Here is a 22,899-nt window from a genome sequence, read left to right on the forward strand (position 1 = left end):
GGTATGCTCACTACCAGCCACTCATAGCTTGTCGTTCAGATGTCAGGAGATTGTCAGAAGGAGGGCAAAAAACCCATGAATTTCGAATTTATGCCCCTGCGTACTAAGCTATTTTTGATGCGCTGGAGTGGAGCCGTTTTAGCAGGAGGCAGGTCGAGCCGGTTTGGTCGGGACAAGGCGCTCTACGTATATAAAGGCAAGCCCCTCATAGGCTGGGTGCTGGACTCGATGGCCGCGGCCTCCGAGCGCCTGGTCATCGCCAACCGCCCCTACCCAGGGCTCGAGGTCTATCCCGACCTCTGGCGGGGGGGTGATACCCTGTCGGGGTTGCATTCGGCGCTCGCGCATGCACAGGAAGACTGGGTGGCGGTGGCGGCCTGCGACCAGCCCTTCCTAAGCCAGGACTTTTGGTTGTTTATGCTCGAGCACACCCGTTCAGATATTCGGGCGGTGGTGGCTTCTTCGGGCAATTTCCTGGAACCGCTGGGGGCGCTGTACCACAAATCGCTCGAGGGCGAGGTTTTGCTTCGCCTCGAGGCCGGCCAGCTCCAGGTGCAAGCCCTTCTAAAGGGTATTCCTCATATTGCTCTGGATAAAACTGAACTGGAAACTCGTTTTGGAACCCACTTATTTCTGAACGCTAACTACCTGAATGACCTACCTGCATAGCACCCCCTGACCCAACCGCAATCGCTCCATTCAAAATGTCGTACTTAGCATTGCGTTTATCCTATTGGCGCTATAGGTACACCAGTATCTCCACAAAAAGGTTAAAACCAGCAAATGATATGCTTAGAACAAGAAAATATCGCTGCCTTTTATGAATAAATCAGAATCATGGCCAACTTGACGTATTTGGGAAGAGTATTGATGCCCACTGCGAACTGACATATAATCGCCTTGCACCCATCAGTGCAAGCAATGCTCTGTTTACTGTTAGGAGGAAGTGAATGAAGCGACGTGACTTCTTGAAGAAGGCGGGGGTTGGCGCTGTAGCGGCCAGCACGGTGTTTGGCCCGGTCTACGCTCAAACTTTGCCGCGTTTGCGCTGGCGCATGGCTACGAGCTGGCCCCGCTCGCTGGATACCCTGTTTGGCGCCGCCGAGATCGTGGCCAGGCGGGTGGCCGAGATGACCGATGGTCGTTTCGAGATTACCCCCTTCCCGGCGGGTGAAATCGCCCCTGGGTTGCAGGTGCTGGACGTGGTACAGGCTGGCAACGTCGAGATGGGCCATACCGCCAACTACTATTATGTAGGTAAAAGCCCTTCACTGGCCTTTGATACCGGGGTGCCTTTTGGTCTAAACCCCCGCCAGCAAAACGCCTGGCTCTACTTTGGGGGCGGGTTGCAGACCATGCAACGGGTGGCCGCCGACTTCAACGCCATTACCTTCCCCGCCGGCAACACCGGGGTGCAGATGGGGGGCTGGTTCCGCAAGGAGATTAAAGGCCCGGAAGACCTCAAAGGACTGCGCTTCCGCATCCCAGGGCTGGGTGGACAGGTCATGACCCGCCTGGGGGTTACGGTGCAAACCCTGCCGGGGGGCGAGATCTTCCTGGCGCTCGACCGTGGGGCCATTGACGGGGCCGAGTGGGTGGGCCCCTACGACGACGAAAAACTGGGGCTGAACAAAGCGGCTCGCTTCTACTACTACCCCGGCTGGTGGGAGCCCGGCTCCACCGTCTCTACCCTCATCAACCTCGAGCGCTGGCGTAGCCTGCCCAAGGAGTACCAGGAAATCGTCAAGGCGGCCTGCGCCGAGGCCAACGAGCGAACCCTGGCCGAGTACGACGCCAAAAACGCCCCGGCGCTGGCACGCTTGCAGCGGGCCGGTACCCAGCTCAGGCCCTACCCTTCCAGCGTGCTGCAGGCGGCCAACAAAGAATCCACCGCTTTGTACGAAGAAATTGCAGCCAAAGATGCCACCTACCGCGGTATCTACGAAAACTGGAAGAAGTTCCGTGACGAATCCCGTCGTTGGTTCGCGCTCAACGAGTTCCGCTACGACGATATTGTGCGTACCCTGCGCTAGTGTCCGGGCTTGCTATACCCGGAGGCTCCCACCCCCAAGGGTGGGGGCTCTCTTTAGAGGTCATTGACGCATTGGAGTGGGATGGTTAGGATAAACCGAGTTAAAATCCTAGGAGCAAAACTGTGCTGTGCGACTGGAGTGGTTGGTCTTTGGGGGTGCTTAGGTGAAGGCACTGTTGGTGATATCCAAATTGATTGACACCATCAACGAGTGGGTGGGCCGCATTGTGCTGTGGCTGGTGGTGCCGATGGTGGCCATTGGAGCTTTCAACGCCATTGGGCGGAGTCTCGATAAAAGCATAGGAACCCGCCTAGCCTCCAACACCTACTTCGAGCTCCAGTGGTATATTTTTTCGCTAATTTTCTTGCTGATGGTGGGTTATGTCCTCAAGCACGACGGCCACATTCGGGTAGACGTGGTTTATGCCCGTCTGGGTGAGCGCGGTCGAGCTTGGGTCAACATGTTGGGATCCATCTTGTTTCTAGTTCCATTCGCGCTCATTTTGTTTTACGTAACGCTACCTTTGGTAGCTTTCTCGGTGCAGGTGCGGGAAGTCTCCTCCGATGCCGGAGGGCTGCCCCGCTGGCCGCTCAAACTTATGTTGCTACCCGCTTTTATTTTGTTGGCTCTGCAAGGGTTTTCTGAGTTCATCAAGAACCTAGCCTTTTTGCGGGGGGTACTGCCTCACCTCCCCCACGAAGCCAAAAGGGAGGTTGCCTAGATGGTTTTGCAAGGGGGTGGTATCGAGCTTTTAGGCGGGGCGATGTTCCTAGGCGCCTTGGTACTCATCTTTACCGGCTACCCGGTGGCCTTTGCCCTGGGGGGGGTTGCCCTCATCTTTGGGGCGGTTGGGATTGCCATCGGCGAGTTTGACCTGCGCTTTGTGGGCAGCCTGCCCCAGCGCATCTTTGGCATCATGTCCAACTACACCCTGCTGGCCATTCCCTATTTCATCTTTCTAGGGCTAATTTTGGAAAAATCTAAACTGGCTGAGCAGCTCCTGGACACTGTAGGGCAGCTTTTTGGCCCGGTGCGGGGCGGGGTGGCGATTGCGGTGGTGTTGGTGGGTACCTTGCTGGCCGCAACCACAGGGGTCGTGGCCGCCACGGTGGTTGCCATGGGTCTGATCTCGCTGCCCGTGATGCTCAAATACGGGTACAGCAAACCGCTGGCCACCGGGGTGATTGCGGCCTCGGGAACCCTGGGTCAGATCATTCCGCCCAGCATTGTGCTGGTCGTGTTGGGCGACCAACTCGGTGTGAGTGTGGGCGATTTGTTTCTGGGCGCCCTTATACCGGGCCTGATACTTTCCGGGGGCTTGGTTTTGCTGGTGGCCTTGGTGGCCCTGGTGAGGCCCAAGTTGGCCCCTGCGCTGCCCCCTGAGGCCCGACCTTACAGAGGGTGGGAACTGGGGCGGAGGGCTATCATTGCGCTGGTGCCGCCGGTCTTGCTGATCCTGTTCGTTTTGGGGAGTATCTTTTTTGGTATTGCGACCCCTACCGAAGCGGGGGCGGTGGGTTCGGTGGCGGCGCTCATTATGGCGGCTTTCTACCGCCGTCTGAGTTGGAAGGTTTTCCGTGATGCGATAGTGGAGACGGCGCGCTTCACCAGCATGGTAATTTTTATCCTGATTGGTGCGACCGCTTTTAGCCTGATTTTTAGGGGCCTCGAGGGCGACAAGTTGGTGAAAGACATCCTGGTAGCGTTACCGGGCGGCGAAATAGGGTTTATCGTCTTTGTGATGGTTCTGGTCTTTGTGCTGGGCTTTTTTATCGACTTCTTCGAGATTGCCTTTATCATCGTGCCCCTAGTGCTCCCGGCAGCGGAGGCCATCTGGCGCGCCCAGGCCGAGGCCATGCAGATGGCCGGCAACTACGACCTCTCCACCGAGGCCTTTGTGCAGGGTAAGCTGCTCTGGTTTGGCATCATCCTGGCCATGAACCTCCAGACCAGCTTCCTGACCCCGCCTTTTGGCTTTGCGCTCTTCTACCTGCGCGGGGTAGCCCCGCCGGAGGTCAAAACTACCGATATGTACCGGGGGGTCATCCCCTTCATTGCTGTGCAGATATTGGTGTTGATTATTGTAATTGCGTTCCCGAGCCTCAGTAGCTGGCTGCCCTCCCTGAGGGGCACACCTGGTGGCTAGGGAATCAGCAACACCTTGCCAGTGGTCTCGCGCCCTTGCAGCGCCCTGTGGGCCTGGGTGGCCTGAGCCAGGGGGAACTCGGCCCCGATGCGGATTTTTAGCCGGCCTTCCAGGGCCCAGCGCATTACGTCGCCGGCCCGCCACTCCAGCTCCTGCCGGGTCTGGGTGTAGTGCCACAGGGAGGGCCGGGTCAGGTAGAGGCCGCCTTTCTGGTTGAGGATTTGTGGGTTGAAGGGGGGCACCGGCCCGCTGCTTTGCCCGTACAGCACCAGCATGCCCCGGATGCGCAGGCTGTTCAGGCTGCCTTCCCAGGTGGACTGCCCCACCCCGTCGTAGACCACATCCACCCCTTTGCCGCCGGTAATTTCGCAGGCCTTTTGGTCGAAGCCTTCGTAGGGCAGGGCGTAATCGGCCCCGGCTTCCTTGGCCAGGGCCCGCTTTTCCTCCGAGGAGGCGGTGGCGATGACGGTGGCCCCAATCCGCTTGGCCATCTGGATTAAGAGAAGCCCTACCCCGCCGGCCCCGGCGTGCACGAGGCAGGCCTCACCGGCCTTGAGGGGATAGGTGCTGTATACCAGGTAGTGGGCGGTCATGCCCTGCAGCATGCCAGCCACGGCAATTTTGGCCTCGAGCCCAGCCGGTATCGGCACCAACTTGTCGGCGGGCGCCACCGCGTACTCGGCGTAGCTGCCCTGCACATTGGAGTAGACCACCCGGTCGCCGGGTTTCAAGCCAGCCACCCCCGGCCCCACCGCCTCAACCACACCGGCCCCCTCCTCGCCCACCGTGAAGGGGGTGGGTACACTGTACAGGCCGGCGCGCTTGTAGGTGTCAATAAAGTTGACCCCGATGGCCTCAAGCCGCACCAAGGCCTGGCCTTCGCCGGGGGTGGGGACTGGGAGTTCTTCCAGCTGCAGGGCCTCGAGGCCGCCGGGTTGGTGTACGCGAATGGCTTTCATAGCTATAGATTAACCCGATTTTGCCGCAGCTTGAACGGCAAAGAGCCCCGGGCTGGGGCTCCGCCCAGCACCTTGACCAGAGCCCGCAGGGTGGGGGCGCGGAAGCCATAGGTCACGAAGGCCGGCTTGCGCAGGCGCAGGATGTGGTAGGGGTTCCACAAAGCGATATGCGCGGCCCGTTTGCCCAGGGTGAAGGCATGCTTGAGGAGCCGGGTTTCCGCTTCGCTCAGGCTGCCGCGACCAACCGAGACCACCAGCAGGTAGTCGGCCTTGACAGCGGCCTGTTCCAGTGCGCTCTTGAAGGCATCGGCTTGTTTGGGGTCGTAGACAAACTGTTCGACCTTGGCAAAGCGGGTCTTGAGCAGCTCGACAAAGTCTTTGGCCGCCAGGGTCTCGCCGTAGGGGCCGGCCTCGAAGGTGCTGCCCGCCGAGACCACCAAAATTCGATCCGATCGCCGGGGGCGCAGCGGTCGGCGGTAGGCGGTAATGCTCCGCAGGGCAACCTGCTCCATGAGGGCCTGGTCGCGCTTCTGCTGGGCTGCGGGGTAGGGCTGGGCCTGGCCGGGGAAGCGATGGGCTGCGTCCAGCAAACGCAGTTGGCTTTGCCGGGCCTGCTCCTCGGAAAGCGAGCCGTTTTCCAGGGCTTGCTGGATGGCGGTGGCCTGGGCGATATGCACCTCGGGCTTGCCCAGGGACAAAATCATATCGGCCCCGGCCTGCAGGCTTTTTACCGCAGCCTCGCCGATGGAGTAGTTTTTGGTGATGGCTTTCATGTCCAGCGCATCGGTGACGATGATGCCTTGAAAGCCCATTTTTTTACGCAAGAACCCGGTGAGGATTTTTTTAGAGAGGGTGGCTGGGTGCTGTTTGTCCAGGGCCGGGAAGCGGATATGGGCGCTCATAATCGAGCCGATCTGGGCTTCCACGGCTTTGCGGAAGGGGTAGAGTTCGGTGCGCTCGAGCGCTTCCAGCGTTTTATCCACCACCGGCAGCTCGAGGTGTGAGTCCAGGAAGGTGTCGCCGTGTCCGGGGAAATGCTTGACCGCGGCCATCACCCCGGCACTCTCGAGGCCCTGGGCCCAGGCCAGCGCCAGCCGGGCTACTTTTTTGGGGTCGGAGCCAAAGCTGCGGTCGCCGATTACCGGGTTTTTGGGGTTGGTGTTCACGTCCACTGAGGGGGCAAAGTTCCAGTTGATGCCCAGCGAGATGAGGGTACGGCCCACCGCCGCCCCCACCGCCTCGGTCGTCTTGACGTCGCCTACGGCGCCCAGGGCCATCGGGGAAGGGGCCAGGGCCAGCTCCAGCACCCGCTGCACCGCCCCGCCCTCCTGGTCAATGGCGATCCAGGCCTGGGGCCCGAGCACCGAGCGAATCTCGGCCACCAGTTTGCGAACCTGGTCGGGGTTCTGGATGTTTTTGCGAAACAAGCACACCCCCCCGAAGCGGTAGCGCTCGAGGTGGGCGCGGGTGGCAGCCTCCAGGGTGGGGCCGGGGATGTCTACCATCATCAGGCTGGTGGCAAGGTATAGGCTTTCCATGAGCACCTCTTTATTGTACGGCCGTGAAGTTCTGGGGTTTTGTAAACAGCGTCTTGACAAAATACTACTTCATAAACTAGCATTTTCAATAGAAAAAAACTTCAAAGGGGTTTTCCTTGCCAAAAAGAGCGCAAATTCTCGAGCAGCTTCACCACGGCCTGATTGCCTCGTGCCAGCCGGTGCGGGGTGGGCCATTGGATCGCCCCCCGTTGGTCGCGGCCTTGGCCCAGGCCACCCTGGCAGGGGGGGCTGTGGGGTTGCGCATCGAGGGTCTGGCAGACCTGGAAGCGACCCGTGCTGCTACCTCGGTTCCAATTGTTGGTCTGGTCAAGCGGGAGGTGACGGGCTCGCCGGTATACATCACCCCTGAGCTATCCGATGTGAGGGCCCTGGCCGAGCGGGGGGCCGACATCATCGCTTTTGACGCCACCCTGCGTCCGCGCCCGGTAGGGGTGGGGGCGATGATCGAGTCCATTCATGCTTTGGGATGTCTGGCCATGGCCGATATCTCGACCCTGGAGGAGGGCCTCGAGGCCCATCGGCTGGGCGCCGATTTTGTGGGCTCAACCCTCTCGGGCTATACCGAGTATTCACCGCAGCTATCCGGCCCCGATTTGGAGCTGGTGCAGGAGCTTTCTAAGCGAGGCGCGAGGGTAATTGCCGAAGGCCGCATTGCGACACCGGAACAGGCCAGGGCGGCCCTGGAGGCGGGGGCTTTTGCGGTGACGGTGGGCTCTGCTCTAACCCGTATCGAGCTTCTGACGCAAGGGTTTGTGGATGTACTGAGGAGGGTAGCGAAATGAGCCGGGCTGTGGCTTTGTCGTTTGGTGCTGGGCGTAAGGCGCTGCTCTCAACCTCAGTCCGGGGGGGATGCACGCATGCCTAATGGGGCGCTGGCATTGCTGCGAAGCCTCGGGGGCCACATGACCCCTGCGCTGCGCAAGATTGCCGACTACGTGCAGGAGAATCCACAAAAGCTGCTCTACCAAACGGTGGTGGAGGTGGCCGATGGCTCGGGTTCTTCGGAAGCCAGCGTGATTCGTTTCTGCCGCGATCTGGGCTTTAGCGGGTTCCAGGAGTTCAAGCTGGCCCTGGCCTCTGACCTGGCTGCCAGCCCGGTGGGTTTGGGGCCGCAGGACAACCCGCAGACCCCGGAAGAGGCCCTCGAGTACGTCCTGCACCACGCCAAACAGGCGCTCGAGGATACCCGCCGTCTGGTAGATTTGAAACTGGTAACCAAGGCGGTAAACCTAATTCTGAAGGCCCAGCGCATTGATATCTACGGCGTGGGGGCCTCGGGGGTAACCGCCCAGGACTTTGCCTACAAGTTTATGCGCCTGGGCTACGCTACCCAGGCCTACCCCGACCCCCACATGGCCGCCATGGCGGCTGCAACCCTGGATAAAAAGTCCCTGGCTATCGGCATCACCCGTTCGGGCACTACCATTGACACGGTCAAAGCCATAGAGATTGCCAAGCGTTCGGGGGCGGCGACCATCGCCGTCACCCAGCGCACCAAAAGCCTGGTGGCCCGTTTTGCCGATGTAGTGCTGGTCACATCGGTGTCTGAAAGCCCCCTGACGGGCGGGTCGGTAACGGCCAAAATGGGACAACTGCTGGTGCTAGATCTGCTCTATACCTTGGTGGCCCTGGGCCGAAAGCAGGCTTCGGACTTCATCGCCCGCACGGCGGCGGCCGTGGCGGATAGGAACTACTAAGATGCGCAACAACAAGTGCCAAGGATTCACTGGCCGCGGGGGTTTTGGGCCCCCTGCGGTAGTTGGATGCTCGAGGCTTCCCATCGGCTTTTCGGGTTGGTACCCGTTGGCAATCGTAGGAGGATAAATTATGGTTAAGCGTTTGTTGGCAGCGTCGGCGTTGGCCCTGGGCTTGAGCGCATTTGCCCAGACCCAGATCGAGTTCTGGACCTACTACCTGAGCCCGAACTTCGACAACTACATCAAAAGCACCATTGCCGATTTCGAGAAGGAAAACCCCACCATCAAGGTGCGCTGGGTAGACAAGCAGGACACCATGGAGCGCGACCTGACCGCGGCGGTGGCTTTGGGCCGGGCCCCTGATGTGGTGAACCTCTGGCAGGACTCCACCTTTGCTGCTGCTCAGAACAAGATCCTTACCCCCATCACCCAACTGGTCAATCGCAATGTGCTCAACCAGCTTTACTACCCCAACGTGCTGGACATGTTCGTGACGGAGGGTCAGGTCTACGGGCTGCCCTGGTACGGCTGGCTCGACCAGGGCGTGATGATGTACAACCCCGACCTGCTGCAAAAGGCCGGAGTAGACGTGCGTACTATTCGCAATACCGACGACCTCCTGGCGGCCTCGGCCCGCATCAAGCAAGCCACGGGGGCCTATGGCTGGCTGCCGCCGGTCAAAGACCCCAACGGGGCCAGCTTTCTGGGCCGCTTCTTCCTGGAGGGGCTGCCGATCTACGACAAAGACGGCAAAGCAGCTTTCAACTCCCCGGCCCACGTAGCCCTGCTGCAAAAGTACGTGGATGCCATGAAAAACGACGTGATCCCCCAGGAGCTCTTGCGCAAGGAAGCCTTCCAGCTTTCCAACGAGCTCTATAGCCAGGGCAAGGCCGCCATTGTGGTGGGGGCGCCGACCACCCTCAACCGGGTCAAGGAGGCCAACCCCGACCTCTACGCCAAGACCCGCATTGTGCCCGCGCCCTTGGGCAAAGCGGGGATTCAGACCGGCGGCGCCATGAGCCTGGTAATTCCCAGCGCATCGAAGAACAAGAGCGCTGCCATTCGCTTCGCCCTCTTCGTGACCAACCGCACCAACCAGGTCAAGTTTGCCAATGTGGTGCCTATCGTTTCTACTGCGGCGGGCTCGGAAAACGACCCTGGCCTGAAGGCTAAGAGCAACGACCCCCTGGAAATTGGCAAGGGCATGAACTCCGCCTCGGGCCGCCTGATTAACCCCGGCTTCAAGCCCCCCAAAAACACCGACGATGTCTACAAGAACTTCAACGACAACATCGAGGCGGCCTTCCTGGGGCGTAAGACTGCCAAACAGGCTCTGGATGATGCTGTAGCTTTCTGGAACGCCAACGCCAAGTGAGCCGATAGCCAGTAGCGGATAGCTGATAGCCTGTGGATTTTCCGGCCACGGGCTATCAGCTATCGGCCAAGGGTTCTTTATGAAACAACAGGCTTTCACCACCACCCTCATCGCCTATGCCTTTTTGGCACCGGCCTTGGTGCTGATGGGGTTATTTACGTTTTATCCGGTTATTTATGGCTCCTATCTGGGTTTTACCGACTACACCGTGGCCGACCTGGCTACGGGCGAGGGGCCCAAGTGGGTGGGGCTCAAAAATATCCAGTTTGTGTTGGGTGACCCTTTGTTCCAGACCGGTATCCTCAATTCGCTCAAATACTTGCTGGTGGTGCCCATTCTCCAGATTGCTTCGTTGGCGGTAGCGGTGCTGGTCAACCAGAAGCTACCCTTTATGGCGCTTTTTCGGGTGGGTTACTACATTCCGGTGGTCACTTCCATCTCGCTGGCGGCGGTGATGTGGGAGTGGATTTTTCAGAAAGAAGGTTTCCTAAACTGGTCTTTGCAACTGCTCAATGTGTTGAACAGCGAAGGCCGCTTTAACTGGTTGCTCAACGAAAACACCGCGCTGTGGGCCATCATGCTGGTTACCTTCTGGCGGGGTTTTGGTTACTACATGGTGCTTTATCTGGCCGGGCTGCAGAGCATCCCGGCCGAGCTCGAGGAGGCCGCCACCCTGGACGGGGCCTCGGCCTGGCAGCGTTTCTGGCTGATTATCGTGCCGCTGATGCGACCCACCCTGCTCTTGTGCAGCCTGCTCTCGACCATTGCGGCCATTCGGGTGCTCGAGGAGATCATCGTATTTACCGGAGGCAGCGGCGGGCCGCTCAACAGCACCTACACCGCCTTGCTTTACGTCTACAACAAGAGTTGGGGCAATATGCTCAACGCCAACTTCGGGGTGGCCGGGGCAGCCGGGTTGCTGATTGCCCTGGTAGGGTTTGCCCTGAGCTACGTCAACTTTCGCCTGACCCGTGAAGAAAGGAGCGAGCGATGAGCCCACAGACCCAGGAAGCGGCCCGTTTGCGGGCTCGAGCCGCGCTGCGCAAGGGGCTCGGCACCGCTTTGAGCTACGCGCTCATGCTGCTGATACTGGCCTTTGCCATCTTTCCTTTTTTGTGGACGCTGGCCATTTCGATTACCGATAAACAGGCCAGCGGCATTAGCATCTACGACTTTCCCAGAAGCCTGTTTCCTCCAGCCGTCACGCTGGGTAACTTTTTCGAGGTCATCACCAAACTCAACCTGGGCAAGTATTTCCTCAACTCGGTCATCATCACCGCACTGACGGTGGTTGGAACCCTGGTGGTCTCGGCCCTGGCGGCCTATCCGCTGGCCCGCTTGCAGTTTCCGGGCCGGGCCCTGATTTTTGGCGCCATTGTTTCGACCCTGGTCTTGCCGACCGAGATTGCCTTTATCGTCAATGTGCTGACGCTGCGCGATCTGGGGCTTTTGGGCACGTATGCAGGGGTGGTGCTGCCCATCATCGCAACGGCCTTTGGCATCTTTCTGATGCGCCAGGCTTACCTGGCCATTCCCGGCACCCTGATGGAGGCAGCCCGCATAGATGGGGCTACCGAGCTGCAAATCCTGTGGCGGGTGATGATTCCCCTGTCGGTGCCCTCGCTGACCGCCTTGGGCATCTTTACCCTGGTGGGCACCTGGAATGCCTTTTTCTGGCCCTCGGTGGCCCTCCTGACCAACGACGACCTATTGCCCATGTCGGTAGCGATTCTCAAGCTCAAGGGTCAGTTCAACTACGACGTGTTCAACGTGGCCGCAGGGGCCATGATTATGATGATTCCGGTACTGGTGGTGTTCTTCATGGCCCAGCGCTTCTTCATGCGGGGCATGGAAGGGGCCGTAAAGGGCTGAATAGGTCAGGCGCACGAACCCAACCGGATACCGCTTAGGAGGTACGGGACTTCTGCCGAAGGGCCAGATGAACGCCAGGCTGCTCAGTGGTTCGGGTAGATTGTGGGATAGGTTGACATCCGAGATATGAAGCGCGTTCTACTGCTGCCAGCCGATACCAGACCCGTAACCCTCGAGCTGCCCCACCAACTGGCGCGGGTAGCGGGGCTGGAGATGCGCTCGCCCGCACTGGAAATTTTGAACCAGATGAACGAACCGGGAAATACCGCGGCCCTTGCGGAGTGGTTGCGGCGGGAGGCGCCTATGGCCGATGTGGCCATCGTAACCCTGGAAACCCTCTGTTTGGGGGGCATGATTCCGGCCCGACGGGTTTCGGATAGCCTGGAAGCGGCATTGCAGCGCCTCGAGGTTCTGCGGGAAATCAAGCACAAGCACCCCGGTCTGCGCATCCTGGCCCATGGGGTGGTGGTTCGGGTGGCCCACGACAACGACCCCTTGGAGGAAAAGCCCTACTACGGCGAATGGGGGGCGGCGTTGCGCAAGGTTTCGGAGTGGATGGATCGCCTCGAGCGGCAGCAGGCCGCTGGGCAAGCGCTGGGCGATGCGCCGATGGAGCTGGATCGGGCCCGCTTGCACCTGCCCAAAGAGGTTTTGCAGGACTGGCTCGAGACCCGCGAGCGCAACCATGCCCTGCATATGGCGGCGATTGACCTGCTCAACGAGGGCATCCTCGAGCATCTGTGCCTCACCCTGGACGACACCACCCCCTATGGCCTGGCGGCCCGGGATCGAAGGCGGCTCGAGGCCCGCCTGGACGAACTAGGCCTGTGGAGCGAGGCCGATATCTACCCTGGGGCCGACGAGGTAGCCTGCACCTTGCTGGCAAGGGCCCTGGTCAACTACTCCGGGCGCAGAACCAAGGTCTTGGTGCGTTACCCTTCGGTACTGGCGGAGCAGGCCGAGATGCTGTATGAAGATCGCCCGCTGGGGGAACTGGTTAGGGCCCATGTGCGGGCTGCGGGCGGGGTGATGGTGCAGGCGGCGGAGGAGGCCGACCTGGTTCTGGCCGTGAACGCACCTGCCATCCGGCAAGCCCACCACCAGCCCGACTTTGAAACGGTGGATACTGCAGCCCGCCACCTGCCCGACTTTGTAGACCGTCTGGTGGCCGACCAGGCCGCCGGCCGGATGGTGGCGGTGGCCGACGTAGCCTATGCCAACGGGGCCGAGAACCGCTTCGTGCAGTTGTTGTTGCAGTCGGTGAACCTGCCGGGGCTGGCTGGCTTTGCGGCCTGGAATACCGCTGGCAATAGCCTGGGTAGCGCAATTGCGGCAGGGGTGTGTGCTTTGTATGGCGACGATTCGGTTTCGTTGGCCGAGGCCAATTTTTCCCGGTTGGTGGACGACTGGCTTTATCAGAGCCGGGTGCGCCCAGAGGTACACGACAAATTAACCGAGGAAATCGGGAAGCCGCCCAGCCCCTTCGACCTGGGCGACCTTGAGTGGGGGGCCGAACTCGCCATTGATCAGCGCCTTACCCCTTTGGCCTATGGGCTTTGGCAGCAGTTCTTCGCTCCCAGCCTGCCGGGGGTAAAGCTGGAGTGGAACCGCCCCAGGCTGGCCTGGCCGCGCTTGTTTACCGGGGTGTTTCCGTTGCGCCTGGTGCGGGGGGAAGAGTGATCGCGTCGCTGGATATAGGAGGCAGCAAGCTGGCCGTGGCCTTGGTGCAGGGGTCAGAGCTCAGCCAGCGCCGGCAGATTCCCACGCCGCAAGACCGCCGTCCGGAAGCGATGTTGGAATGGGCGCTCGAGCTGCTCCAGCCCCTGTTGCCCAGGGCAAAAGCACTCGGGGTGGCGGCCACCGGTACGGTTTACCAGGGCAAGGTAACGGCCCCCAACCCGCGGACCCTGCCCTGGGTGGAGGTGGATTTGCGCGGGCAGCTATCCCGGCGCACCGGCTTGCCGGTCTTCGTGCTTAACGACGCCGACGCCGCCGCCTGGGGGGAGGCCCGGTATGGCGCGGGGCGGGGGGTGCAAAACTTTGTTTTCGTGACCGTTTCGACCGGGATTGGCAGCGGTCTGGTGCTGGATGGGGCCTTGCGCGAAGGGGCCGAGCTGGGTTTTACCAGGGTGGCCGATGGGCGCTTTCTGGAGCACGTGGCCTCAGGAACCGCTCTGGATGTATGGGCCAGGGAGCGCGGTTGGAAGGGGGCGGCCGAGGTGGTCGAGCGCGCCCAGACCGACCCGGAAGCTGCGGCACAGCTCGATTGGAGTGCGCGCTACCTGGCCGAGAAACTCGAGGATCTGCGGGTGGTGTTGCGGCTCGAGCGGGCCATCATCGGCGGTGGGCTAGGGCTGGCCGAAGGGTATCGGGCGCGGCTACAGAAGTGGGTGAACCCTGCCCTGGCCGTGGTGGCCGCCCGGTTGGGGGCCGATGCAGGCCTGATAGGCGCGGCCGACTGGGTTGAACGCCGCCTGGATGCAGATTTTAGCGAGACCGGGGTGGGATGATGCTGGAAATTGAGCGCCTCAAAGTCCGCTTAAAAGAACTCTCGGCCTGGAAAGACCTGGACAGGCTGCTTTTGTCGGGTGAGTTCAAGGTGCAGGGTGGCCCCTGGGCGCCTATTCGCGTGGGGGATTTGTGGCCGGACCGGAATTTCCCGGTGCAGTTTAGATTCCAAGCCAAACTGCCTGCAGACTGGGCCGCCAAGCCGGTCTGGGTGCGGCTCAGCACGGGTGGGGAAGGCCTGCTCTGGTTCGAAAACAAGCCGGTTGGGGGCCTCAACGCCTATCACCGTGAATACCCCCTGCTTGCCTCAGCAAGGGGCGATGAGGGGCTGGTCTTGCAGGTAGAGGCAGTGCCTAAGGGCCTGTTTGGGGCCCCCGCCTTGTATCCCCGACTGGAGGAGGCCTGCCTGCTGGTTCCCGATGCCCAGGTGCGCGAACTCTGCACCGACCTGGCCTGCGCCCTGGAGGCGGTGCCACTCCTTGCCCCCGACCTGGCCCAACACCTGCTGGACGTGCTGAGCGAAACCTTTGCCCGCATCGAGCTGCCGCGCAGCCCGGCACAGGCCTACCTGAACCAGCTCGAGCGTTCCACCTGGGCTCAGGAAACCGCCAAACTATGGGAGGAGTGGCGCTTCGAGGGGCCGGGCCTTCCCTTGCAAGAGGAGCACCGAAAAAGCCTCAAGGCCGCTCGAGACTTCTTCCGGCAAGCCCTGGCGCACCTCCGCCAACGCTACCCAGCCTCCGGCAAGCTCTTGCTCTCCGGGCACGCCCACATAGACCTGGCCTGGCTGTGGCCCATCGCCGAGACCCGGCGCAAGATCCGCCGTACCTTTGCTACGGTGCTGCACCTGATGGAGCGTTATCCCGAGCTCCATTTCAACCAGTCCAGTGCCCAGGCCTATGCCTGGCTCGAGCAGGACGACCCGGCGTTGTTTGAACAGGTGAGGGCACGGGTGCAGGAGGGGCGCTGGGAGCTGGTGGGCGGTATGTGGGTGGAGCCCGATGGCCAGCTGCTTTCGGGGGAGTCCTGGGTGCGGCAGTTGCTCTATGGACAGCGCTACTTTCAGCAGAAGTTCGGCATCCGGGCCCAGGTGGCCTGGCTGCCCGACACCTTCGGTTTTGCCGCCAATCTGCCCCAGCTCCTAAAGCAGGCGGGCCTCCCTTACTTTTTCACCACCAAGCTCAACTGGAACGAGACCAACCCCTTTCCCCACGACCTCTGGCAGTGGGAGGGCCTGGACGGCTCGAGGGTGCTATCCCACGGCTTCTGGAACCCCAACGAAAGCTACAACGGGCGGCTGGAAGCCCTCGACCTGGCGGGCACCTGGAAGAACTTCAAGGGCAAGCGCTACCACGATACCTCGCTGCTTACCTTTGGCTATGGCGATGGCGGCGGCGGCCCCAGCGCCGAGATGATGGAGCGCTACGCCCGCTACCGCGAATTCCCCGGCCTGCCCAGTGTGGAGATTGGGCGGATAGATGGGTTTTACCGGGACGTGGAGCGCAGGGGGGCCGGGCTTGGTGAAGCCCAAGGTACTCGCAACGGGCAGGGGGCAGAGGAGAGGGGGGAAGAAAATGGCGAGGGCTTTATGGGGCCCTGGCCGCTGCCGACCTGGAGTGGGGAACTCTACCTCGAGCTGCACCGGGCCACCTACACCACCCAGGCCGCCCTCAAAGCGCTCAACCAGCGCCTCGAGCAAACCCTGCTGGAGGCGGAGATGGCCTGGACGCTGGCTTCCCTCAAGAAAATAGACCCCCGCCTGACCCTGGATGAACCCAGCTATCCGGCGCGTGACCTCGAGGGTCTCTGGAAGGTCTTGTTGCTGCACCAGTTCCACGACATCCTGCCGGGCTCCGGCATTCACAGCGTGCCCCAGGAAGCGGCCGAAAGCCTGCGGGTGGCCCTGATTCAGGCCGAGGAAGTGCGGCAGGAGGCCCTGGGCCTGCTTTCGGCGGAGGTGCGCAAGGTGCACCCCGAGGCGGTGGCGCACCTGGTGGTGTGGAACCTGAGCACCTCACCGCGTCCCTTGCGGCTCAAGCTCCTTCGCCCCACCGAGCAGTTCTTCCGTTTGCTCACCAGCACCGGCGACGAGGTGCCCTACCAGGAGTCGGGCCCCTATATCCTGATCGCTGCCGAGGAGACCGTGCCGGCCCTGGGCTATCTGGCTTTGGCGGTGGTAGGCCATCTAGACGCCCGCCGAACCCCTCTGGTGCGGGTCAATGGCCTCGAGCGGGTGCTGGAAAACCAACATTTGCGGCTGGAGGTGGCCCCGGATGGCACCATAAGCCGCCTCTACGACAAAGACCACCGGCGCGAGGTGCTGGCCGGACGCGGCAATCAGATCTGGGCTTACACCGATGTGCCGCGCTACTGGGAAGCCTGGGATCTGGACGCTTCGTATATCCAGGAGGGCCGCGAAATCCCCGCCACCCAGGTCAAGCTGATTGAGGGAGGCCCCATGCGGGCCGGCATCTGGGTGGAGCGCAAAATAGGCGCCTCGCGCCTCGAGCAGACCTACTGGCTATGGGGCGGTTCGCGTCGCCTGGAGATCGAGACCACCGCCCACTGGCAGGAGCGCCGCACCCTGCTCAGGGCTTTGTTTCCAGTAAACGTGCGAAGCCATGAAGCCTGGTTCGACACCGCTTTTGGTGCCGTGCCGCGACCCACCCACACCAACACCGGTTGGGATGCAGCCCGTTTCGAGGTTCCGGCCCTGCGCTGGGCCGATCTGAGCGAGGCCGGGTATGGGGTGAGTCTGCTGGGCGGCTTCAAACACGGCTACAGCGCCCGAGGGAACGTGCTGGGTCTGTCGCTCCTGCGGGGGGCCATCTGGCCCGATCCGCTGGCCGATGTGGGCGAGCACCACTTCAGCTATGCGCTCTATCCGCACCCAGGGGACTGGCGCGGCGGAACGGTGGCCCAGGCCGAAGACTTCCTGGCCCCCTTGTTGCCGCTGGCCCTGCCGGTGCATGCCGGAGGCCAGCCTTCCAGTCGCCAGTTTTTGCGCCTGTCGCCCTCGAGCCTGCGCATAGCCGCGTTCAAGCGGGCCGAGGAGGGCTTTGGCTACATTTTGCGGCTCTACGAGGCGCATGGTGGACGGGGTGAGGTGGAGCTCGATCTTACAGCCCTGGGCATTCGCGGCGCCAGCCGGGTGAACCTGCTGGAAGAACCAGTGGAACCCCTTTCCCTGCGGAACGGTCACCTGACCCTTTCCTATGCCCCCTATCAGGTGATTACCCTGAAACTGGAGCTGTAGATGACACACGTGACGGGAACCCTTGTGACCCCCGATCTGACCTACTGGGGTCAGGTGGAATTCGATACGCATATTCAAGCGGTGCGGCCTCTTCAGGCCCCCCAGGGGCTACCCAGGCGCTTTATTCTGCCTGGGTTTGTGGACCTGCACATGCACGGGGGGGGTGGGGCCGACTGTATGGATGGCGAGCAGGCTGTGCGGCAGATGGCCCGTTTCCACGCCCGGCATGGCACCACTGCCCTGCTCGCCACCACCGTCACGGCGCCGCTGGAGGAGCTCGAGGCGGCTTTGCAAGGGATTGCCGCTGTGGTGCAACGTCCACAGCCGGGGGAAGCACGGGTGCTGGGGGCGCACCTGGAAGGGCCCTTCATTAACCCGCAAAAACTGGGCGCGCAGCCCCCCTACGCGCTCCTGCCTAGCATCGAGACCATGCGCCACCTTATGCGTCTGGCCCCCATCCGGGTGGTCACGCTGGCCCCCGAGCTGCCGGGGGCCCTGGAGCTGATTGCTTTTCTCAAGGCCCAGGGGGTGCGGGTGCAGCAAGGCCACACCCTGGCAACCTACGCCGAATCCAAAGCAGGCTTCGAGGCCGGGGCCCAGGGCTTCACCCACTTTTTCAATGCCATGACCCCACTCCACCACCGCGAGCCAGGGGTGGCGGGGCTGGGCCTGGAACGCGCCGAATGGGCCGAGCTAATCCCCGATGGGCTGCACGTCCACCCGGCGGCCATCCGTACCGTTTGGAAGACCGTTCCCCACACCTATGCTGTCACCGACGCGGTGGCGGCAGCCGGGATGCCCGAGGGCGCGTATCCGCTGGGCCGGTATACGGTTTACAAGAAAGGCCAGGGGGTCTTCCTGGCCGATGGCACCCTGGCCGGCAGTGCCCTCACCCTGGATCAAGCCGTCCAGAACCTGCACCGTTGGGGCTATGGCCTGCAGGACATCCTTCGGATGACCTCGAGCCTGGCCGCCCAATACCTGGGTATGCCGCATGGACTGGAAGCGGGCAGGCCCGCCGACCTGGTGGTCCTTGACGAGCAGTTGCAGCTTGTGGAGGTGTATGTGCGAGGCCAGAAAGTGGAGGTCTCTGGATGAAAGCGGTCGAAACCAAGATGTTCAAAGAGGCCCATCAAGCCCCTGCGGTGGTGGAGCAGGCCTTGCGAGAAAACAAGAGCGAGATGGAGCTACTGGGCACCTTCCTGCGCCGCCATACCCCGCCCTTTGCGCTGACGGTGGCTCGAGGTAGCTCCGACCATGCGGCACTTTATGGCAAGTATCTAATCGAAAGCCTGCTGGGGCTGGTCTGCTCCTCGGCCATACCCTCCATCCACACCGTATACGGTCGCCACCTGTCGGTGAACAAGGCCCTGGTGATCGCAGTTTCCCAATCTGGGGAAAGCCCCGACCTGATCGAGGTCACCCGCCAGGCCCGGCGCGACGGGGCCCTGACCCTGGCCTTTGTAAACAAGGAAAACTCGCCCCTGGCCCAGACCGCCGAGGTGGTGCTGCCGCTCTGGGCAGGCCCCGAGGAAGCGGTGGCGGCCACCAAAAGCTACCTGGCCACCCTGGCCTCGCTGGCCCAGTTGGTCGCCGCCTGGGCTGAAGACAAAACCCTCAAAGAAGCCCTGGCGATGTTGCCGGAAGCCCTGTACAAAGCCGCACACGCCAACTGGCAGGCGGGGCTGGAGCCGCTGGTGGAAGCGGAAAACGGCCTGGTGGTGGGGCGGGGCTACGCTTTTGCGGTGGCCAACGAGCTGGCCCTCAAACTCAAAGAGACCAGCGCCTTTCACGCCGAGGCCATGTCGGGCGCCGAACTCTTGCACGGCCCGGTTGCACTGGTGGAACCCGACTTCCTCCTGCTGGTACTGGCTCCCAAAGACAAACCCCTGCCCAGCATGCTGAGCTTGCTGGAAAACCTGCGCGGTAAAGGCGGACACCTGCTGGTGGCCTCCTCCGAAAGCGAGGCGCTGGAGCTGGCCCATACCCCCTTGCCGCTCCCTGGCAGGCTCCACCCGGTGCTGGACTCCATTCTGCTGGCCCAGGCCTTCTACCCCTTCGCCGCCGAACTCTCGGTAGCCCGGGGCTTCGACCCCGATGCGCCGCGCAACCTGTCCAAGGTGACCCGCACGCGCTGAGGTGCTTCGGATTGGGTAGGATACAGCTATGGAAATTCGCAAGATTGGTGTGATCGGTGCAGGGCAGATGGGGGCTGGCATTGCCCAGGTGGCGGCCCAGGCGGGGTACACGGTGGTGTTGCGCGACCTCGAGCAGACCTTTCTCGAGCGCGGCCTTAGCAGCATTAAGCGTTCCATCGGCAAGCTGCTGGAAAAGGGTAAGCTCGACCAGCAGGCCCACGACGCGACCCTGGCCCGCATCACCACCACCACCCACCTATCCGACCTCAACGACTGCGACCTGGTGATCGAGGCCATCGTGGAGCACGAACCCACCAAGCTCGAGCTCTTCCGCGAACTCGACGCCCTCCTCCAGCCTGCGGCCATCCTGGCCTCCAATACCTCCTCGATTCCCATCACCCGCCTGGCCTCGGCCACCCGCCGGCCGGAGCGCTTTATCGGGATGCACTTCATGAACCCGGTGCCCCTGATGGAGCTGGTGGAGGTAATCCGGGGCTACCTCACCGACGAGGCCACCACCCAGGCCGTGCTGGAGGTGGCCCGCCGCATGGGCAAGACCCCGGTGGAGGTCAACGACTACCCCGGTTTCGTCTCCAACCGCATCCTGCTGCCCATGCTCAACGAGGCCATCCAGTGCGTGATGGAGGGGGTGGCCACACCCGAGGCCATTGACCAGGTGATGAAGCTGGGCATGAACCACCCCATGGGCCCCCTCACCCTGGCCGACTTCATCGGGCTGGACACCTGCCTCTCCATCATGGAGGTGTTGCACCGGGGGCTGGGCGACGACAAATACCGGCCCTCGCCCCTGCTGCGCAAGATGGTGCAGGCCGGGCTTTTGGGCCGCAAGAGCGGGCGGGGCTTTTACCGCTACGACGAAAAGGGTAATAAAATCGGATGACCCGGCTGGATCACCTGGTGCTGGCCGCCCAGACCCTGCAAGAGGGGGTGGAGTACGTCCAGGACACCCTGGAGGTGGTGCTCCCACCGGCGGGGGGCCGGCACCCCTTGATGGGCACGCACAACCGCTTGCTGAACCTGGGGGGTGGCGTGTATCTGGAGATTATCGCCATTGATCCCGGGGCGCCCACACCGGCTCGTCCGTGTTGGTTTGCCCTCGATGGCTTCGCCGGAGCGCCCCGCCTCCTGACCTGGGTGGCCCGCACCGAGGCGTTGGAGCGCTACGCCGCGCTAGAGCTCGGCCCGGTCAGCAAGGCCAGCCGGGGCGACCTCGAGTGGTATATCACCCTCCCCGAGGACGGGCGTTTGCACTGGGGCGGGGTGGTACCCTACCTGATTCAGTGGGGCCCGAAACACCCCACCGATACCTTGTCAGACCTGGGTTGTCGCTTAGTCGAGCTGATGGTTTTTCATCCCCGGCCCGAACCAGGCACCCTCTTGCAAAAGCTGGGTTTGGATATACGCCTAGAACCATCCGATTTGCCCGGACTGCGGGCTTTCATCCAGACCCAAAGCAGGCTCAAAGTTCTGCGATAGTCATTCGCACTTTACCGGCCAAGCTCCCTTCAGGTTGCAAGACCCGCACACCTGTTCCCCGGACACCGCGGGCGTACAGGTTGAAGCCATCGGTGGCGTGGGTTACGGGCTCGAGGGCCAGCGTCCCATCGGGCGCGGTGAAGACCACCAGGTGCTCGAATACCGGGTCGGCCTCGAGCAGCAGTTGAAGATGGGAGCCGACCCACTCGAGTACAGCCCGCCCATCCCAACCGCCGTACACGAGGTTGAGCGGCTGCGACCCCACAGGGCGTGCGCTCGAAAAGTCCAACTCGTCTGGGATTGGCTGCATATCCTCGTTGGGGATAAGGCCAGCATCGGTTGGGTAGTAGCCGCTGGCCCCAAATTGCAAAACTGCTTCCCCCAGATTCCGCACAAAATAGGGATGGAGCCCGAAGCCTGCGGGCATGGGGCTTTGGCCCTGGTTGACCAGTTCCAGGGTGGTTTCTAGGGTGGAACCTTCCAGCCGATACAACATGGCCAGCGAGAAGGGCCAGGGCCAGTTCACGTCCTCAAAAAAGCGGCTATCGAAGGTACAGGCTGCCGAATTGGTTCCATGAAAGACCTGCCAGGGGCGGCTCCGCACATCGCCGTGCTGGGCGTTGCCTTCGGGGGTGTTGGGTTCTAACTGGTAGGTATAGCCCTCGAACTCGAAGCGGGCGGCCTTGATGCGGTTGGAGAAGGGGGCCAGGGTGAAGCTCGAGTAGCTCGAGGGTTTGTCCGGTAGGGGCTGCGGGGTAGGCCGCATAATCGGCACCCACTCCCGGCCTCGCCTGACCTCGAAAGCTGCGATGCTGGCCCCAACCTGGGGAACAATTTTCAGACGCAACCACTCATTTTCGATGCACAGTGAATCCATTCCACGATTCTATCTTTCTCGAGCGATTTCAATTGCCGGTGGTGTCGTTGGCTGCAGAGGGCTTGTGGAAGAGGACGAGACGGAACAGCCATGAGGTCAACCACTCCACCAGCCGGCTCAAGGGGCCTTTTTGCACCTGCCGACGTGCCGAAAGGGTGGCTTCTTCGGGGCCCACATCGTGGCCAATGGCTTGCGATAAGAAGTAGCGGTGGTCAGAAATCCACAGGTAGAGGTCGGCCTCGGTGCGCCCGGGGAAGTTCTTCAGGATGCCGTTTTCGCGAATCTCCAAAACGGTGGGCAGGTAGAGGTGGTCGTACCAGTCGGTAACCGCCTCTTCCCAGCCAATCGAGCGCTTCTGGTTGAGGCCCATGAAGTACTGGTGGGTGCGGATATGGTCGAGCAATACATCGTAGCGCCCGGCCTTACTGAACAGGATGGGCTCGTGGTTGGGGCGCAACTGGGGCAGCCGGGTCTGCTCCAAAAACTGGGCGTACTCGCCCTTCAAGATCACATCTTTAAGGGTATCGTCGGGGTCGAGGTCTACCGGTACATCCAGCTCGATCACATAGGCGTCAATGAAGTGCTGGCCCTGGGCTTTGGCCAGCGCGGTGCGGTGGTTGCCGTCCTTGACGAAATAAATATCGCCCACCTTGTAGACATCAATGGGGGGAAACTCGGTGCCCTCGAGCTGGGCCTGCCGGAGCTTAGCCCAGCGATCCAGGGTAAAGGGTTCCTTGGGCATGAACTCGGCATCGAAGTCGCCGTAGCGATCCACTGTGCCGATAATTTTGTCCACCTCGATGGTTTGTAGCCCCTTGTACGACTCCCCTTTAGGCCGCAACTCCGTGACCGCACTATAGGGCAGCAGATCGTTGGACTCACCGCGCAAACGGCGCAGAATATCGTGGATCAAAACGCGGCGCGACAACGCCTCGGCTTCTAGCTGGGCTTGGCGCTCAAATTCCATAAAGATTCACCTTAA

General features: G+C 61.9%; 20 protein-coding genes. 16 read left to right on the forward strand and 4 right to left on the reverse strand.

Features of this window, described 5'->3' with window-relative positions:
- Positions 1-75 precede the first annotated feature (75 nt).
- The 4 genes from WKI89_RS12060 (at position 76) to WKI89_RS12075 (ending at position 4,179) form a co-directional block, all read left to right on the forward strand.
- Positions 76-669, forward strand: a complete 594-nt coding sequence (locus WKI89_RS12060; RefSeq protein ID WP_337869953.1) for a molybdenum cofactor guanylyltransferase — start codon at positions 76-78, stop codon at positions 667-669.
- 281 nt (positions 670-950) lie between these two features.
- Positions 951-2,033: a TRAP transporter substrate-binding protein gene (locus WKI89_RS12065; RefSeq protein WP_337869955.1), complete on the forward strand. Its 1,083-nt coding sequence runs from the start codon at positions 951-953 to the stop codon at positions 2,031-2,033.
- Between the two features lie 163 nt (positions 2,034-2,196).
- On the forward strand, positions 2,197-2,754 hold the full coding sequence (locus WKI89_RS12070; protein WP_337869957.1) for a TRAP transporter small permease subunit: 558 nt from the start codon (positions 2,197-2,199) through the stop codon (positions 2,752-2,754).
- Positions 2,755-4,179, forward strand: a complete 1,425-nt coding sequence (locus tag WKI89_RS12075; protein WP_337869958.1) for a TRAP transporter large permease subunit — start codon at positions 2,755-2,757, stop codon at positions 4,177-4,179.
- On the opposite strand, the gene WKI89_RS12080 is transcribed toward WKI89_RS12075, so the two are convergent.
- Positions 4,176-5,138 (reverse strand): quinone oxidoreductase, encoded by a 963-nt coding sequence (locus WKI89_RS12080; RefSeq protein ID WP_337869959.1) that lies wholly within the window; start codon positions 5,136-5,138, stop codon positions 4,176-4,178. The genes WKI89_RS12075 and WKI89_RS12080 overlap by 4 nt on opposite strands.
- 2 nt (positions 5,139-5,140) lie before the next feature.
- Positions 5,141-6,676, reverse strand: a complete 1,536-nt coding sequence (gene nagZ, locus WKI89_RS12085; RefSeq protein ID WP_337869960.1) for a beta-N-acetylhexosaminidase — start codon at positions 6,674-6,676, stop codon at positions 5,141-5,143.
- Between the two features lie 116 nt (positions 6,677-6,792).
- Here nagZ and WKI89_RS12090 point away from each other — a divergent pair, with 116 nt between their 5' ends.
- The 12 genes from WKI89_RS12090 to WKI89_RS12145 all read left to right on the forward strand — a co-directional run bounded on the left by WKI89_RS12090 (position 6,793) and on the right by WKI89_RS12145 (position 21,040).
- Complete coding sequence (locus WKI89_RS12090) at positions 6,793-7,479, forward strand: N-acetylmannosamine-6-phosphate 2-epimerase (protein WP_337869961.1); 687 nt, start codon at positions 6,793-6,795, stop codon at positions 7,477-7,479.
- 75 nt (positions 7,480-7,554) lie between these two features.
- The gene (locus WKI89_RS12095) at positions 7,555-8,394 is read left to right on the forward strand and encodes a MurR/RpiR family transcriptional regulator (protein WP_337869962.1); all 840 of its coding nucleotides are present in this window, start codon (positions 7,555-7,557) and stop codon (positions 8,392-8,394) included.
- Positions 8,395-8,524: 130 nt separating this feature from the next.
- On the forward strand, positions 8,525-9,769 hold the full coding sequence (locus tag WKI89_RS12100; protein ID WP_337869963.1) for a sugar ABC transporter substrate-binding protein: 1,245 nt from the start codon (positions 8,525-8,527) through the stop codon (positions 9,767-9,769).
- A 79-nt stretch (positions 9,770-9,848) separates the two neighbouring features.
- The gene (locus WKI89_RS12105; protein ID WP_337869964.1) at positions 9,849-10,763 is read left to right on the forward strand and encodes a sugar ABC transporter permease; all 915 of its coding nucleotides are present in this window, start codon (positions 9,849-9,851) and stop codon (positions 10,761-10,763) included.
- Positions 10,760-11,641, forward strand: coding sequence for a carbohydrate ABC transporter permease (locus WKI89_RS12110; RefSeq protein WP_337869965.1), 882 nt, complete (start codon positions 10,760-10,762; stop codon positions 11,639-11,641). The genes WKI89_RS12105 and WKI89_RS12110 overlap by 4 nt, the downstream gene beginning before the upstream one ends.
- Positions 11,642-11,767: 126 nt before the next feature.
- Complete coding sequence (locus WKI89_RS12115; protein ID WP_337869967.1) at positions 11,768-13,321, forward strand: DUF4127 family protein; 1,554 nt, start codon at positions 11,768-11,770, stop codon at positions 13,319-13,321.
- Complete coding sequence (locus WKI89_RS12120) at positions 13,318-14,151, forward strand: ROK family protein (RefSeq protein ID WP_337869968.1); 834 nt, start codon at positions 13,318-13,320, stop codon at positions 14,149-14,151. The genes WKI89_RS12115 and WKI89_RS12120 overlap by 4 nt, the downstream gene beginning before the upstream one ends.
- Complete coding sequence (locus tag WKI89_RS12125) at positions 14,148-17,405, forward strand: glycoside hydrolase family 38 C-terminal domain-containing protein (protein ID WP_337869969.1); 3,258 nt, start codon at positions 14,148-14,150, stop codon at positions 17,403-17,405. Before WKI89_RS12120 ends, WKI89_RS12125 begins: the two co-directional genes overlap by 4 nt.
- A complete protein-coding gene (gene nagA, locus WKI89_RS12130; RefSeq protein ID WP_337869971.1) occupies positions 17,406-18,503 on the forward strand; it encodes an N-acetylglucosamine-6-phosphate deacetylase in 1,098 nt (365 codons plus the stop codon).
- The gene (locus WKI89_RS12135; protein ID WP_337869972.1) at positions 18,500-19,543 is read left to right on the forward strand and encodes an SIS domain-containing protein; all 1,044 of its coding nucleotides are present in this window, start codon (positions 18,500-18,502) and stop codon (positions 19,541-19,543) included. The genes nagA and WKI89_RS12135 overlap by 4 nt, the downstream gene beginning before the upstream one ends.
- 28 nt (positions 19,544-19,571) lie before the next feature.
- Positions 19,572-20,444, forward strand: coding sequence for a 3-hydroxybutyryl-CoA dehydrogenase (locus WKI89_RS12140; RefSeq protein WP_337869973.1), 873 nt, complete (start codon positions 19,572-19,574; stop codon positions 20,442-20,444).
- Positions 20,441-21,040 carry a VOC family protein gene (locus WKI89_RS12145; protein WP_337869974.1) on the forward strand — a complete coding sequence of 200 codons (600 nt, stop codon included), beginning with the start codon at positions 20,441-20,443 and terminating at the stop codon, positions 21,038-21,040. Before WKI89_RS12140 ends, WKI89_RS12145 begins: the two co-directional genes overlap by 4 nt.
- Here WKI89_RS12145 and WKI89_RS12150 read toward each other — a convergent pair.
- Positions 21,024-21,917, reverse strand: coding sequence for an aldose 1-epimerase (locus WKI89_RS12150; RefSeq protein ID WP_337869975.1), 894 nt, complete (start codon positions 21,915-21,917; stop codon positions 21,024-21,026). The two genes, WKI89_RS12145 and WKI89_RS12150, sit on opposite strands and share 17 nt — an antisense overlap.
- A 28-nt stretch (positions 21,918-21,945) precedes the next feature.
- Positions 21,946-22,884 carry a transcriptional regulator gene (locus WKI89_RS12155; RefSeq protein WP_337869976.1) on the reverse strand — a complete coding sequence of 313 codons (939 nt, stop codon included), beginning with the start codon at positions 22,882-22,884 and terminating at the stop codon, positions 21,946-21,948.
- Positions 22,885-22,899: the final 15 nt, after the last annotated feature.

The organism is Meiothermus sp., assembly GCF_037443965.1.
In the GTDB taxonomy this organism is placed as follows: Bacteria; Deinococcota; Deinococci; order Deinococcales; family Thermaceae; genus Meiothermus.

What these genes read in the sequence shown, in the direction of transcription:
- WKI89_RS12095 (WP_337869962.1), top strand. Translation starts at nt 7,555, where the DNA reads ATGCCTAATGGGGCGCTGGCATTGCTGCGAAGCCTCGGGGGCCACATG.
- WKI89_RS12110 (WP_337869965.1), top strand. Translation starts at nt 10,760, where the DNA reads ATGAGCCCACAGACCCAGGAAGCGGCCCGTTTGCGGGCTCGAGCCGCG.
- WKI89_RS12080 (WP_337869959.1), bottom strand. Translation starts at nt 5,138, where the DNA reads ATGAAAGCCATTCGCGTACACCAACCCGGCGGCCTCGAGGCCCTGCAG.
- nagZ (WP_337869960.1), bottom strand. Translation starts at nt 6,676, where the DNA reads ATGGAAAGCCTATACCTTGCCACCAGCCTGATGATGGTAGACATCCCC.
- WKI89_RS12065 (WP_337869955.1), top strand. Translation starts at nt 951, where the DNA reads ATGAAGCGACGTGACTTCTTGAAGAAGGCGGGGGTTGGCGCTGTAGCG.
- WKI89_RS12075 (WP_337869958.1), top strand. Translation starts at nt 2,755, where the DNA reads ATGGTTTTGCAAGGGGGTGGTATCGAGCTTTTAGGCGGGGCGATGTTC.
- WKI89_RS12135 (WP_337869972.1), top strand. Translation starts at nt 18,500, where the DNA reads ATGAAAGCGGTCGAAACCAAGATGTTCAAAGAGGCCCATCAAGCCCCT.
- WKI89_RS12100 (WP_337869963.1), top strand. Translation starts at nt 8,525, where the DNA reads ATGGTTAAGCGTTTGTTGGCAGCGTCGGCGTTGGCCCTGGGCTTGAGC.
- WKI89_RS12155 (WP_337869976.1), bottom strand. Translation starts at nt 22,884, where the DNA reads ATGGAATTTGAGCGCCAAGCCCAGCTAGAAGCCGAGGCGTTGTCGCGC.
- WKI89_RS12105 (WP_337869964.1), top strand. Translation starts at nt 9,849, where the DNA reads ATGAAACAACAGGCTTTCACCACCACCCTCATCGCCTATGCCTTTTTG.
- WKI89_RS12125 (WP_337869969.1), top strand. Translation starts at nt 14,148, where the DNA reads ATGATGCTGGAAATTGAGCGCCTCAAAGTCCGCTTAAAAGAACTCTCG.
- WKI89_RS12060 (WP_337869953.1), top strand. Translation starts at nt 76, where the DNA reads ATGAATTTCGAATTTATGCCCCTGCGTACTAAGCTATTTTTGATGCGC.
- WKI89_RS12150 (WP_337869975.1), bottom strand. Translation starts at nt 21,917, where the DNA reads ATGGATTCACTGTGCATCGAAAATGAGTGGTTGCGTCTGAAAATTGTT.
- nagA (WP_337869971.1), top strand. Translation starts at nt 17,406, where the DNA reads ATGACACACGTGACGGGAACCCTTGTGACCCCCGATCTGACCTACTGG.
- WKI89_RS12145 (WP_337869974.1), top strand. Translation starts at nt 20,441, where the DNA reads ATGACCCGGCTGGATCACCTGGTGCTGGCCGCCCAGACCCTGCAAGAG.
- WKI89_RS12115 (WP_337869967.1), top strand. Translation starts at nt 11,768, where the DNA reads ATGAAGCGCGTTCTACTGCTGCCAGCCGATACCAGACCCGTAACCCTC.
- WKI89_RS12140 (WP_337869973.1), top strand. Translation starts at nt 19,572, where the DNA reads ATGGAAATTCGCAAGATTGGTGTGATCGGTGCAGGGCAGATGGGGGCT.